We start from the raw sequence: 14,551 nt of genomic DNA on the forward strand, positions 1-14,551 counted from the left end.
GGGGACCCTGTGGGAGAGTAGGACGCCGCCGAACAATCATTCAAAGGGTTGGATCCTGAACTTCGGTTCGGGGTCCAACCCTTTTTTGTTGTGCGTCACTTGAAGTTCACGTTGCGCAACAACGATCCTGCGCATGGGTACTGCTGCAATGCTCAGGGCCGCCGGTGTCGGGCTCGGTGACGAGGTCGTCGTACCGGCCTTCGGGAACGTCGAAGTGGCCGAGGCCGTGGCCATGGCCGGAGCGCTGCCGGTGTTCGCCGACATAGATCCGGTGTCGTACTGCATCGATCCTGCCGCCGTTGAGCTGGCCTTGACGCCGCGGACGGCGGCTGTCGTCGTCGTGCACCGCTTCGGGCGGCCGGCCGACATCGCGCGGCTGCACGAGGTGGGTCGGCGGCACGGGCTTCTGGTGCTGGAGCAGGGCGAGTCCGAAGTGCCGTACGGCGAGGTGGCTCAGCGTCGGGAGCGGGCTGCTTATCTCGACGCCAAGCTGCGGGGTGTGCGGACGCCCGACGGGGGTGACGGGCACACCTATCAGCAGTACGTCGTGCGGGTGCCGGGCAATGGGCGCCCGGACCGGGACGCTTTCGCCCGGGCCGTGCGGGCCAAGGGAGTTGAGGTGCGGGTACCGGTGAAGACCCCGGTGCACCGGCTGCCGGAATTTCGCCGGTGCGTGTCGCTGCCGGAGACCGAGCGGGCCGCCGACGAGACCCTCGCGCTGCCCGTGGACGCCGTGTTGACGAAGCGGGACATGCAGCGGATCGTCGGCGCCTGCAATGCGCTGGGCGGACTGCTTCAGCCGGCCTTCTGAACCGCCTTTACCGCTGAACGACGTGGTTGGGAGCAGGAGTCCGATCGGGGTATGATCTATCGCGTCGCTGCGAGGCACACCTCGAAAAGGCGACAGGCCCCTATAGCTCAGTCGGTAGAGCGTCTCCATGGTAAGGAGAAGGTCAACGGTTCGATTCCGTTTGGGGGCTTCGAGCAAAAAGGCCCCGCCCAATTGGGCGGGGCCTTTTGGTGTTTGTGGGTCCCTCAGTCCTTGTGGAGGCCGGGTACGCGCATCGCCAGGATGGCCATGTCGTCCGACGGGGCGTCGGAGGCGAAGCGCTCCACCGCGCGCATGATGCGTGCCGCGACCGCGCCGGCGGTCAGGCCCGTGCAGGTGGTCAGGACGTCCGCCAGGCCGTCGTCGCCCAACATGCGCGTGCCCTCGCGGCGCTCCGTGACGCCGTCCGTGACGCACAGGAGGACGTCGCCCGGGTCGAGGGTGACCGTCTGCTCGTAGAGCTCCAGGTCGTCCATGACGCCGAGCAGGGGCTGGGGTTCGGCGGCGGGTTCGACCGTGCCGTCCTGGCGCAGGCGCAGCGGGAGCGGGTGCCCGGCGCACACCACCTTGAGCTCGGCGCTGCCGTCCTCCTGTGGCCTCAACTCGCCGTAGAGAAGCGTCAGGAAGCGGCTGCGGGCGCCCTCGTCGAGAATGGCCGAGTTCAGTCGCTCCAGCACCGCCGGGCCGCTGAGGCCCTCGCGGGCCAGCAGGCGCAGGGCGTGCCGGGCGAGGCCGGTGACCGCGGCCGCGTTGGGGCCCGTACCGCAGACGTCGCCGATGGCGAAGCCGTAGGCGCCGTCGCTGATCGGGAAGAGGTCGTAGAAGTCACCGCCGACCTCGTTGCCCTCGCCGGCCGCGCGGTAGATGACCTCGACCTCGACGCCGTCGATCAGGGGCAGTTCGGGCGGCAGGAGGCTGCGCTGGAGGGACTGGCTGATGGCCGTGCGCTCGGAGTAGAGGCGGGCGTTGTCCAGGGCCAGGGCGGCCCTGCGGCTCAAGTCCTCGGCCAGTTCCAGGATTTCCTGGCGGAAGTGCTCGTCGGTGGGCTTGCCGAGGGTCAGCATGCCGATGACGCGGTTACGGGCCACCAGGGGGAGGACGACGGTCTCGCCGCCCACCGCGGAGGCCGTGGCGAGCGTGGGGCCGATACCCGAGGCGATCTGGTGGGTGGGGCCGCCACTGAGGCCCAGGCTGCGCATGGAGCTGCGCAGGGCCGCCTGGTGGGCGACCTCACCGGGGGCCGTCCAGACGCGGGCGCCGGGGGTCGGCACCGGGTCCGGCGGGGGGACCTTGGAGAGCAACGACTTGATGCCGTCGATGAGTTCCTCGTCCTCGTGCAGGACGTACGAGAGATACGGCTCGGAGGCCTGGTCGGCGATGGTGTAGACGGCGCACCAGGTGGCGAGGGTGGGGACCGTCATCTGGGCCATGAGCGCGAGGGTCTGGTCGCGGTCCAGGGTGCCGGCCAGCAGGTCGGAGGCTTCGACGAGGAAGCTCAGGGAGCCTCGGCGCAGGCGTTCCAGTTCGCCGAGGCGGGCCGACTCGACGGCCAACGCGATGCGGTCGGCGGCGAATTGGAGGCGCAGGGCCTCCTCGTTGGAGTATCTCCCGGCGCCTTCGGCCGCGACGCCGAGGGAGCCGGTGAGTCGTCCCTCGACCTTCAGGGGGACCGTGACGACGGAGCGCATGCCCGTGCCGTTGAGGAGCGGGACGGCGCCCGGAACGGCCATGAGGTCGTCGTGGACGGCCGGCATGCGGGCCGAGCCGTAGCGGCCGGGGCCCGCTTCCACGGGCACGCGCGCGAAGCGCTGACGGGCGGAGGGCAGGCCGGTGGAGGCGCGGACCTCCAGCTCCGTTTCGTCGTCGGTCGCGAGGAGCAGGAAGGCCGAGTCCGCGTCGAGCATGTCGCGGGCGCGCTCCACGGTGCGCTGCAGGAGGCCGTCGAGGTCGTCGGGGGCGGGGGAGCCGATGAACACCTCGAACGGGTCGCTGCTCTGCCCCTCGGCGTTGCTGACGGCGTCCGACGAGGGCATGCGCAACGGGCTCTGCAGTACGGCCCGTTCGTGGTCCCGGACGAGCAGACAGACCGTGGACGGCTCGCCGTCGGTGTCGCGGACGCGCAGGTGTGAGGCGTAGACCGGGGTGACGCGGCCGTTGGCGCCCCTTATGCCGTAACTGCCTTCCCAGCGCGAGAGTTGGAGGGCCTCCACGATGCCCGTGCTGGTGCCCGGGGTGTGCGGCCAGGCGGCGAAATCGGTGAGGGGCTTGCCGGTGACCTGCTCGGCCGCGTAGCCGAAGATTTCTTCCGCGTCCTCGTTCCAGGCGGTGATGGCGCCTGTGCGGTCGATCTGGATTACCGCGACGCGCACCCGGCCGTCGGCGACCGGGAGGAGGGCGGAGGGCAGGGACGGGCCGGCGGCGCGGGTGCCGACCGCGCGTGCGGGGAGGTCCAGCTGGAACCAGACCTGCTTGTGCGTGGAGGTGTACTCGACGCCCCAGCGGCCCGCCAGCGCCGCGCACAGCTGGAGGCCGCGGCCGCCCTCGCGGTCGGGGCTGCCCATGTTGACGGGGGAGCCCTGGAGGGGGATCTCACGTTCCGGGTAGCGGTCGGCGACCTCGATCCGTACCCCTTCGTCACTGCGCAGGCACAGAACGTCGGCGGAGGTGCCCGCGTGCACGACGGCGTTGGTGACCAGCTCGCTGGTGAGCACGACGGCGTCGTCGACGATGTCGGCGAACCCCCAGCCCTGGAGGGTGTCGCGGACGAAGGAGCGGGCGGTCGCGACCGATCGCCCCACGGGCTCGAAGCTGGCGGCCGCACGCGCGGTGATCACAGAACTCCTCGTCCGGTTGTCGGCGGGCAGGGCTGACTGGCCGACCGGCTCGTGCCGCTGATGCGGCAGAGCGCCCGTCGGCCGGGGGTCCGGGGGCTGTCCCCCCGGGATCAGTCCGGTGGTCATGGTCCGGCCGCCCCTCCGATGCCCGCTCGTCTCGTACCACCGCCCAGGCCGGACGGACCGGCGCGGCTGGACAGCCGCATGCAAGGTTACTTACCTTCGCGGTCCATGCGGATGCCGGTCTGCAGTGTTTCCGCCCAGAGGGTGTGCGGACGATGTGCGAAGCTGCCGAACTGTTATGGCCGGGTTCAAGCAGGGTGAAACACTGGGCAAGCTTCTTGTGAAGGTCCGGACAGGCCGAGTGACTTCCGTACGCAGTGGGCAGCAGCCCGTGGTGCGGCCTGGTATATCCGGCAGAAATACCCAGCAGTACCTGGTACGGCCAACGGTAGTACCGGAACACAGCAGTAACGGTCGACCCCTGCGGGAGGGACACAGTGGAGTCTGGCGAAGCGACGCGGGGCACTAAAACGCGCGCGAAAGGCGGACAGTCCCTGAACAACCAGCGCAAACCGCGCGGCGGAACCACCGCGGTGGACACGGCGGCCATGAACCGACTGCTGGCGGCCCTTGTGGCGATGCGTGACGGGAACTTCCGAAAGCGGCTCACGGTGTCCGGCGACGGCGTGATGTCGGAGATTGCCGCGGTTTTCAACGAGGTGGCCGACCGCAATCTGCATCTGACGAACGAGCTATCCCGAGTACGGCGCATGGTCGGCCGCGAGGGCAAGCTCACGGAGCGGCTCGACGCGGGCGCCTATGAGGGTTCCTGGGCCGCCGCGATCGACGCCTCCAACGCGCTCGTGGACGACCTCGTACGCCCCGTCTCCGAGGTCGGGCGGGTACTGACCGCGGTGGCCGAGGGTGACCTGTCGCCGCGCATGGAGCTGCGGACGCAGGCGCAGGACGGCACCGGGCATCCGCTGCGCGGGGAGTTCCTCAAGGTCGGCCGTACGGTCAACAACCTCGTCGACCAGCTGTCGACGTTCACCGACGAGGTCACCCGGGTGGCCAGCGAGGTGGGCACCGAGGGCAAGCTGGGCGGTCAGGCACGCGTGCGTGGCATGTCGGGTTCGTGGAAGGACCTCACGGACTCCGTCAACACGATGGCGTACCGGCTGACGGCGCAGGTGCGGGACATCGCCCTGGTGACGACGGCGGTGGCCAAGGGTGATCTGTCCCGGAAGGTCACGGTTCACGTGGCCGGCGAGATGCTGGAGCTGAAGAACACCGTCAACACGATGGTGGACCAGCTGTCGTCGTTCTCCTCCGAGGTGACGCGAGTCGCGCGCGAGGTGGGCACCGAGGGCGAGCTCGGCGGCCAGGCGCAGGTGCCGGGTGTGGCGGGCGTGTGGAAGGACCTCACCGATTCGGTGAACCTCATGGCCGGCAACCTCACGGCCCAGGTGCGCGGGATCTCCCAGGTCACCACCGCGGTCGCCAACGGTGATCTGTCGCAGAAGGTGACCGTTTCGGCGCGCGGCGAGGTCGCGCAGCTCGCGGACACGATCAACCAGATGACCGAGACGCTGCGGATCTTCGCGGACGAGGTCACGCGTGTGGCCAACGAGGTCGGCGCCGCCGGACAGCTGGGCGGCCAGGCGAACGTGCCGGGCGCCGCGGGGACGTGGAAGGACCTGACGGACTCCGTCAACACGGTGTTCCGGAATCTCACCACACAGGTGAGGGACATCGCCGCCGTGACGACGGCCGTGGCCAACGGTGACCTGTCGCAGAAGGTCACCGTCGACGTGGCCGGCGAGATGCTGGAGCTGAAGAACACCGTCAACGGCATGGTGGACCAGCTGTCGTCCTTCGGTTCCGAGGTCACGCGCGTGGCGCGCGAGGTCGGTGTCGAGGGTGAGCTGGGCGGCCAGGCGCAGGTGCCCGGTGCGGCCGGTACGTGGAAGGACTTGACCGACTCGGTCAACACTGCATTCCGCAACCTCACCGGTCAGGTCCGCAACATCGCCCAGGTGACGACGGCCGTGGCCAACGGTGATCTGTCGCAGAAGGTCACCGTCGACGTCTCCGGCGAGATGCTCCAGCTGAAGAACACCGTGAACACGATGGTGGACCAGCTGTCGTCCTTCGCCGACCAGGTGACCCGGATGGCCCGGGACGTGGGGACGGAGGGCCGCCTGGGCGGGCAGGCCGTCGTACCGGGCGTCGCCGGTACGTGGAAGGAGCTCACCGACTCCGTCAACGGCATGGCCGGGAACCTGACGGCCCAGGTGCGCAACATCGCCCAGGTGACCACCGCGGTCGCGCGCGGTGATCTGTCGCAGAAGATCGACGTGGACGCGCGCGGGGAGATCCTGGAGCTGAAGAACACCATCAACACGATGGTCGACCAGCTCTCCGGGTTCGCCGACCAGGTGACCCGCGTGGCCCGCGAGGTGGGCACCGAGGGCCGCCTCGGCGGTCAGGCGCAGGTGCCCGGCGTCGCGGGTGTGTGGCGGGATCTGACGGATTCCGTGAACGGCATGGCCGGGAACCTGACGGCCCAGGTGCGCAACATCGCCCAGGTCGCCACCGCGGTGGCCCGCGGTGACCTGTCCCAGAAGATCACCGTGGACGCGCGCGGGGAGATCCTGGAGCTGAAGAACACCTTGAACACGATGGTCGACCAGCTGTCGTCGTTCGCGGAGGAGGTCACCAGGGTCGCCCGTGAGGTGGGCACGGAGGGCCAGCTCGGCGGTCAGGCCGAGGTCCAGGGCGTCTCCGGCACCTGGAAGGACCTCACGCAGTCCGTGAACTTCATGGCGAACAACCTGACCATCCAGGTGCGCAACATCGCCGAGGTCACGACCGCGGTCGCCAAGGGCGACCTGTCGAAGAAGATCACTGTTGACGCGAAGGGCGAGATTCTTGAACTCGTCACGACGGTCAACACGATGGTTGATCAGCTGTCCAGCTTCGCCGAGCAGGTGACCCGGGTGGCCCGCGAGGTGGGCACCGAGGGCATCCTGGGCGGCCAGGCGCACGTGCCGGGCGTCGTCGGCATCTGGAAGGACCTCAGCGACAACGTCAACCTCATGGCCAAGAACCTGACCGTGCAGGTGCGCAACATCTCCCAGGTCGCGGCGGCGGTCGCCAACGGCGACCTGACGCGGACGGTGACGATCGAGGCGCGCGGCGAGGTCGCGCAGCTCGCCGACACCTTCAACACCATGGTCAAGACGCTGAGTTCGTTCGCCGACCAGGTCACCAAGGTGGCCCGCGAGGTGGGCACGGACGGCATCCTCGGCGGCCAGGCGCACGTACCGGGTGTGGCCGGTACGTGGAAGGACCTCACCGAGTCCGTGAACCAGATGGCGTCCAACCTGACCGGTCAGGTGCGCAACATCGCCATGGTCACCACGGCCATCGCCAAGGGTGACTTGACCAAGAAGATCGACATTGACGCCCGCGGCGAGATCCTCGAACTCAAGACGACGATCAACACGATGGTTGATCAGCTGTCCAGCTTCGCCGAGGAGGTCACCCGAGTCGCCCGCGAGGTGGGCACGGAGGGGCAGCTCGGCGGCCAGGCACGCGTGCGTGACGTCGACGGAACCTGGCGCGACCTCACCGAGTCCGTGAACGAGATGGCCGGGAACCTCACCCGGCAGGTGCGCGCCATCGCGCGCGTGGCGACCGCGGTGACCCGTGGCGACCTGAACCTGAAGATCGACGTCGACGCGTCCGGCGAGATCCAGGAACTGCAGGACTACATCAACAAGATGATCGCCAACCTGCGCGACACCACCATCGCCAATAAGGAGCAGGACTGGCTCAAGGGCAACCTCGCCCGTATCTCGGCGCTGATGCAGGGCCGCCGCGACCTGCAGGACGTCGCCTCGCTGATCATGAGCGAGCTGACGCCGGTGGTCTCGGCGCAGCACGGCGCGTTCTTCGTGGCCATGCCCCTGGTGGACGGCAAGGACCTGAGCGCCGAGAGCGAGGACGCGTACGAACTGCGCATGCTGGGGTCGTACGGCTACTCGATCGGCTCCATGCCGACGTCCTTCCGCCCGGGTGAGGCGCTGATCGGGACGGCCGCGGAGGAGAAGCGCACGATCCTGGTGGAGAACGCGCCCAGCGGCTATCTGAAGATCGCCTCCGGCCTCGGCGAGGCGCCGCCGGCGCAGGTGATCGTCCTTCCCGTGCTGTTCGAGGGCAAGGTGCTCGGCATCATCGAACTGGCCTCCTTCACGCCGTTCACGCAGATCCAGCGGGACTTCCTCAACCAGATCGCCGAGATGATCGCGACCAGCGTCAACACCATCTCGGTGAACACCAAGACGGAGCAGCTGCTGAAGCAGTCGCAGGAGCTGACCGAGCAACTGCGCGAGCGCTCGGCGGAGTTGGAGAACCGGCAGAAGGCCCTCCAGGCGTCCAACGCCGAACTGGAGGAGAAGGCCGAGCTGCTGGCCCAGCAGAACCGCGACATCGAGGTGAAGAACACCGAGATCGAGGAGGCGCGCCAGGTCCTGGAGGAGCGCGCCGAACAGCTCGCGGTCTCCATGCGCTACAAGAGCGAGTTCCTGGCCAACATGTCGCACGAGCTGCGTACGCCGCTCAACTCGCTGCTGATCCTGGCCAAGTTGCTCGCCGACAACGCGGACGCCAACCTCACCCCGAAGCAGGTCGAGTTCGCCGAGACGATCCACGGCGCGGGTTCCGACCTGCTCCAGCTGATCAACGACATCCTCGACCTGTCGAAGGTGGAGGCGGGCAAGATGGACGTCTCCCCGACGCGTATCGCGCTCGTCCAGCTCGTCGACTACGTGGAGGCCACCTTCCGGCCGCTGACCGCGGAGAAGGGCCTGGACCTGTCCGTACGGGTCTCTCCGGAGCTGCCCGCCACCCTGCACACCGACGAGCAGCGGTTGCTCCAGGTGCTGCGGAACCTGCTGTCCAACGCGGTGAAGTTCACCGACTCCGGCTCGGTCGAGCTGGTGATCCGGCCGGCCGGGCGGGACGTCCCCGGGAGGATCAAGGAACAGCTCCTCGAGGCCGGTTCGATGAGCGATCCGGACGCGGACCTGATCGCGTTCTCGGTGACCGACACCGGTATCGGCATCGCCGCCAGCAAGATGCGGGTGATCTTCGAGGCGTTCAAGCAGGCGGACGGCACGACCAGCCGCAAGTACGGCGGCACCGGCCTCGGGCTGTCGATCTCCCGGGAGATCGCCCAGTTGCTCGGCGGTGAGATCCACGCGCAGAGCGAGCCGGGACGGGGATCGACGTTCACGCTGTATTTGCCACTGCATCCGAGCGAACTGCCCCCGCAGGGTTATCAGCAGGCCCTGCCGACCCTGAACGCGGGCGATCTGGTGGCCTCCGCGGACCTGGCCCAGATCTCCGAGGCGGAGATCGAGACGCCGGCCGAGGTGAAGTCGTACCGCGAGACGCAGAACGGCGCCGCCGCGCTCTTCAGGCGCCGCCGCAGGAGCGGCCTGGACGCGGACGGACCGGCCTCGTCGGAGCAGTGGCCGTCCCAGGACCAGGACGCGGAGTCGCAGCCGCACCGGGGCATCCGCTTCGGTGGCCAGAAGGTGCTCATCGTCGACGACGACATCCGTAACGTGTTCGCGCTGACCAGTGTCCTGGAGCAGCACGGGCTGTCCGTGCTGTACGCCGAGAACGGTCGCGAGGGCATCGAGGTCCTGGAGCAGCACGACGACGTGGCGGTCGTCCTGATGGACATCATGATGCCCGAGATGGATGGATATGCGACGACGACGGCGATCCGCAGGATGCCGCAGTTCGCGGGTCTGCCGATCATCGCGTTGACCGCCAAGGCAATGAAGGGAGACCGGGAGAAGGCGATCGAGTCCGGCGCGTCCGACTATGTGACCAAGCCGGTCGATCCCGATCACCTTCTGTCCGTGATGGAACAGTGGATGCGAGGGGAGTGACGGGAACCATCGAGGTTCACTCGGAGTTGCTGACTGAGTGTGGCCGATGCCGTGTAGAAGTACGGGATTCGGGGAACCTTCTGGTCTCCCGGTCCGTTTCTGCTACGTGCACAGTGACATCGCGGTGACAGGGTGTGGCGACGGGCAGGGTGCGGCTACGATGACCGGCACAAGGACGGGCGGCGAAAGGGAGTCGTCCCAAGGGGCGGCACCCGGTGCACAGCCGGGGCGAGGAGGGCGGGCCATGGTGCAGAAGGCCAAGATCCTCCTGGTCGATGACCGGCCGGAGAATCTGCTGGCGCTGGAGGCCATCCTCTCTGCGCTCGATCAGACACTGGTGCGGGCATCGTCCGGGGAGGAAGCGCTCAAAGCACTGCTCACGGACGACTTCGCGGTCATTCTGCTGGACGTCCAGATGCCGGGAATGGACGGTTTCGAAACGGCCGCCCACATCAAGCGCCGAGAACGGACGCGGGACATCCCGATCATCTTCCTCACCGCGATCAACCACGGCCCCCACCACACGTTCCGTGGGTATGCGGCCGGCGCGGTGGACTACATCTCCAAGCCGTTCGACCCGTGGGTGCTGCGCGCGAAGGTCTCCGTCTTCGTCGAGCTGTACATGAAGAACTGCCAGCTCCGGGAGCAGGCGGCGCTGCTGCGGCTGCAGTTGGAGGGCGGCGGCAAGGCCGCGGTCGGCGACGTCAAGGAGCCCGCCGGGCTGCTCGCGGAGCTCTCGGCGCGGCTCGCGGCGGTCGAGGAGCAGGCCGAGGCACTGTCCAAGCAGCTCGACGACGAGTCGGCGGACGCGGCGGCCGTGGCCACCGCGGCCCATCTCGAACGCAAACTCACGGGATTGCGGCGGGCGCTGGACGCCCTGGAGCCAGGGGCCGGCAACACATCGTCGGTGTCCTCGCAGAACTGACGTGGCGGCGCGGACCAGTTGCGCATGAGGACGCGTCAGTTCCGCGCCCCCTTCAGGGCGACACGAACGGGTGAAGCAGTGGGCACACGTGTCCATCGGCGTCTCCACCGGTAACCTCACACCTATGGCCTCACGTCCCTCCGCTGCCAAGAAGCAGCCCGCCAAGAAGGCGGCGGCTCCGGCGAAGAAGGCCGCTGCGAAGAAGGCTCCGGCGAAGAAGGCGCCCGCCAGGAAGGCCGCGGCCAAGAAGTCGGCGCCGCCGAAGCCGGCACCGAGTCCGACCGGCGGCATCTACAAGCTGGTGCGCGCCCTCTGGCTGGGCCTCGCGCACACCGTCGGCGCCGTCTTCCGCGGCATAGGGAACGGCGCGAAGAACCTCGACCCCGCACACCGCAAGGACGGCGTCGCCCTGCTGCTGTTCGGTATCGCGCTGATCGTCGCCGCGGGCACCTGGGCCGATCTGCGCGGTCCGGTCGGCGATCTCGTCGAGATCCTGGTGACCGGCGCCTTCGGCCGCCTCGACCTGCTGGTGCCGATACTGCTCGGGGTCATCGCCGTGCGCTTCATCCGGCATCCCGAGCAGCCCGAGGCCAACGGCCGCATCGTGATCGGTCTGTCCGCGCTCGTCATCGGCGTGCTCGGCCAGGTCCACATCGCCTGCGGCGCACCCGCCCGCAGCGACGGCATGCAGGCCATAAGGGACGCGGGCGGTCTCATCGGCTGGGGTGCGGCGACCCCGCTGACGTACACGATGGGCGAGGTGCTCGCCGTCCCGCTGCTCGTCCTGCTGACGATCTTCGGCCTGCTCGTCGTCACCGCCACCCCGGTCAACGCCATCCCGCAGCGGCTGCGGCTGCTCGGCGTGAAGCTCGGCGTCCTGCACGACCCGGAGGACGACGAGTTCGGCGAGGACGACCAGCGCTACGACGACCAGTGGCGCGAGTCGCTGCCCGCGCGCCCGCGCAAGCGCGGCGCGGCCCCCGCCGATCCGTACGACCCCGACAGGGCGGAGCAGGAGGCGCTCTCCAAGCGCCGTGGCCGCCCCAGGCGCTCCGCGGTACCGCAGCCCGACATGGCGCGCCCCATGGACGCCGTGGACGTCGCCGCCGCGGCGGCCGCCGCGCTCGACGGCGCGGTCCTGCACGGGATGCCGCCCTCGCCGATCGTCGCGGACCTCACCCAGGGCGTGCGCGTGGGCGACCGCGAGGAGTCCACGCCCACGCCGGCCCCGAAGGCCGTTCCGGCGGCGCGCCCCAAGCAGGAGAAGCTGAAGGTCGAGGTCGCGGATCTCACCAAGCCCGCGCCCGAGGACACCGGCGAACTGCCGCCGCGCGCCGAACAGCTCCAGCTCTCCGGCGACATCACCTACTCCCTGCCCTCCCTCGACCTCCTGGAGCGCGGCGGCCCCGGCAAGGCGCGCAGCGCCGCCAACGACGCGGTGGTCGCCTCGCTCACCACCGTCTTCTCCGAGTTCAAGGTCGACGCCGCCGTCACCGGCTTCACCCGCGGACCGACGGTCACGCGCTACGAGGTCGAGCTCGGCCCCGCGGTGAAGGTCGAGCGGATCACGGCGCTGACGAAGAACATCGCCTACGCCGTCGCCAGCCCGGACGTACGGATCATCAGCCCGATCCCCGGCAAGTCCGCGGTCGGCATCGAAATCCCCAACACCGACCGCGAGATGGTCAACCTCGGCGACGTGCTGCGCCTGGCGGCGGCCGCCGAGGACGAACACCCGATGCTGGTCGCGCTCGGCAAGGACGTCGAGGGCGGCTACGTGATGGCCAACCTCGCGAAGATGCCGCACGTACTGGTGGCCGGGGCCACCGGCTCCGGCAAGTCGTCGTGCATCAACTGCCTGATCACGTCGATCATGGTGCGCGCGACCCCCGAGGACGTCCGGATGGTCCTCGTCGACCCCAAGCGCGTCGAGCTGACGGCCTACGAGGGCATCCCGCACCTGATCACGCCCATCATCACCAACCCCAAGCGGGCCGCCGAGGCGCTCCAGTGGGTCGTACGGGAGATGGACCTCCGATACGACGACCTGGCGGCCTACGGCTACCGGCACATCGACGACTTCAACGAGGCCGTGCGCAACGGCAAGGTGAAGCCGCCGGAGGGCAGCGAGCGGGAGCTGCAGCCGTACCCGTACCTGCTGGTGATCGTCGACGAGCTCGCCGACCTGATGATGGTCGCCCCGCGCGACGTCGAGGACGCGATCGTGCGCATCACACAGCTCGCGCGCGCGGCCGGCATCCACCTGGTGCTCGCCACGCAGCGGCCGTCGGTCGACGTCGTCACCGGTCTGATCAAGGCGAACGTCCCCTCCCGGCTCGCGTTCGCCACCTCCTCGCTCGCCGACAGCCGCGTCATCCTCGACCAGCCAGGCGCCGAGAAGCTGATCGGCAAGGGTGACGGGCTGTATCTGCCGATGGGTCAGAACAAGCCCACCCGTATGCAGGGCGCCTTCGTGACGGAGGAGGAGGTCGCCGCCGTCGTCCAGCACTGCAAGGACCAGATGGCGCCCGTCTTCCGGGAGGACGTCACCGTGGGCACCAAGCAGAAGAAGGAGATCGACGAGGAGATCGGGGACGATCTCGACCTGCTGTGCCAGGCGGCCGAGCTGGTGGTCTCCACGCAGTTCGGGTCGACGTCCATGCTCCAGCGCAAGCTGCGCGTCGGCTTCGCCAAGGCCGGCCGGCTCATGGACCTCATGGAGTCGCGGAACATCGTCGGACCCAGTGAGGGTTCGAAGGCTCGTGACGTTCTTGTGAAGGCTGATGAGCTGGACGGAGTGCTCGCGGTGATCCGCGGGGAGGCTTGAGGAAGAGGCTCAAGTGGCGTGAGGAGCGATGTCGGATCGTGACTCACCCGTAAGGGATCATTGAGCAACCGTTTCCCGTCGGCGTACGTCAAGTTGAGGGAAGCGACAAGCGCGTACCCGACCATCGGCGTGTCCGGCCATACCGATGGGCTAACAAGCTTCACCGCCCGGTTGCCCCGCCCATTTGTACCCCCCATAGACTGAACCTCCAGCACAGGTGGCTTAACGCTCGAAAGGCGCCCCCGTGTCCATCGGCAACTCTCCTGAAGACGAGCGTCCGTTCGAAGACGATCGCGAGGAAGCCCGCCTCTCCATCGGCCATGCCCTACGGCAGGCCCGCATCGCAGCCGGGCTGACCGTCGACGACGTCACCAACGCCACCCGGGTCCGGATCTCGATCGTGCACGCCATCGAGGCCGACGACTTCGCCCCCTGTGGCGGAGACGTCTACGCCCGCGGCCACATCCGGACCCTGGCCAAGGCTGTCCACCTCGATCCCGCCCCGCTGCTCGAGCAGTTCGACGCGCAGCACGGCGGCCGCCCGGCTCCGACCCCGGCAGCCCCCCTCTTCGAGGCGGAACGCATCCGCCCCGAGCGGCGCGGGCCCAACTGGACCGCGGCCATGGTCGCCGCGATCGTCGCCGTGGTCGGCTTCGTCGGCTTCACCGCCTTCAAGGGCGGCGACGACGGCGGCGCCAAGAGCCAGGTCGCCGAGGGGTCCACGCCCACCCACAGCAAGTCCGCCTCGCCCACGCCGACGCACACCAAGGCCGACAACCCGAAGTCCGACCCCTCGGACAGCGCCATCGCCGCTGCGCCCCAGGACAAGGTGACCGTCCAGGTCAGCGCCGCCGACGGCCGCAGCTGGATCTCGGCCAAGGACCACAACGGCCGGCTCCTGTTCGACGGGCTCCTCAAGCAGGGCGACTCCAAGACCTTCCAGGACAGCCAGAAGATCAACCTCGTCCTCGGTGACGCCGGCGCGATCCAGCTCTACGTCAACGGCAAGAAGATCGACAACCAGTTCCAGCCGGGTGCGGTGGAACGCCTGACGTACACGAAGGGCGACCCCCAGGTCGGCTGAAGCCGCAGCGCGCTCTCACAGGGCTGGTGAAGATCACCAGCCCCGTCGACGTGGGCTGTCGGCGAGACAAAGTAGTCTTGAGC

6 protein-coding genes and 1 tRNA gene are annotated in these 14,551 nt (G+C 68.8%); 6 read left to right on the forward strand and 1 reads right to left on the reverse strand.

What is annotated here, in order from left to right; genetic code table 11:
- Positions 1 to 148 precede the first annotated feature (148 nt).
- Both JYK17_RS01555 and JYK17_RS01560 read left to right on the forward strand, forming a co-directional pair.
- On the forward strand, positions 149 to 811 hold the full coding sequence (locus JYK17_RS01555) for a DegT/DnrJ/EryC1/StrS family aminotransferase (protein WP_108007410.1): 663 nt from the start codon (positions 149 to 151) through the stop codon (positions 809 to 811).
- 96 nt (positions 812 to 907) lie between these two features.
- Positions 908 to 980: transfer RNA gene (locus JYK17_RS01560), tRNA-Thr, on the forward strand.
- 55 nt (positions 981 to 1,035) lie between these two features.
- Here the strand turns inward: JYK17_RS01560 and JYK17_RS01565 are convergent.
- Positions 1,036 to 3,789: a SpoIIE family protein phosphatase gene (locus tag JYK17_RS01565; protein WP_222809605.1), complete on the reverse strand. Its 2,754-nt coding sequence runs from the start codon at positions 3,787 to 3,789 to the stop codon at positions 1,036 to 1,038.
- A 374-nt stretch (positions 3,790 to 4,163) separates the two neighbouring features.
- Between JYK17_RS01565 and JYK17_RS01570 the strand changes: the two genes are divergently transcribed.
- From JYK17_RS01570 to JYK17_RS01585, 4 genes are all read left to right on the forward strand, one after another.
- Entirely contained in the window at positions 4,164 to 9,632 is a 5,469-nt protein-coding gene (locus JYK17_RS01570; RefSeq protein ID WP_108007405.1) for a HAMP domain-containing protein, read from the forward strand.
- 244 nt (positions 9,633 to 9,876) lie between these two features.
- Positions 9,877 to 10,557, forward strand: a complete 681-nt coding sequence (locus JYK17_RS01575; protein WP_108007403.1) for a response regulator — start codon at positions 9,877 to 9,879, stop codon at positions 10,555 to 10,557.
- A 124-nt stretch (positions 10,558 to 10,681) separates the two neighbouring features.
- Positions 10,682 to 13,384, forward strand: a complete 2,703-nt coding sequence (locus JYK17_RS01580) for a DNA translocase FtsK (protein WP_181362329.1) — start codon at positions 10,682 to 10,684, stop codon at positions 13,382 to 13,384.
- 244 nt (positions 13,385 to 13,628) lie between these two features.
- Positions 13,629 to 14,468, forward strand: coding sequence for a helix-turn-helix domain-containing protein (locus JYK17_RS01585; protein WP_128801759.1), 840 nt, complete (start codon positions 13,629 to 13,631; stop codon positions 14,466 to 14,468).
- Positions 14,469 to 14,551: the final 83 nt, after the last annotated feature.

The organism is Streptomyces plumbidurans, from assembly GCF_019857225.1.
Classification (GTDB): domain Bacteria; phylum Actinomycetota; class Actinomycetes; order Streptomycetales; family Streptomycetaceae; genus Streptomyces; species Streptomyces plumbidurans.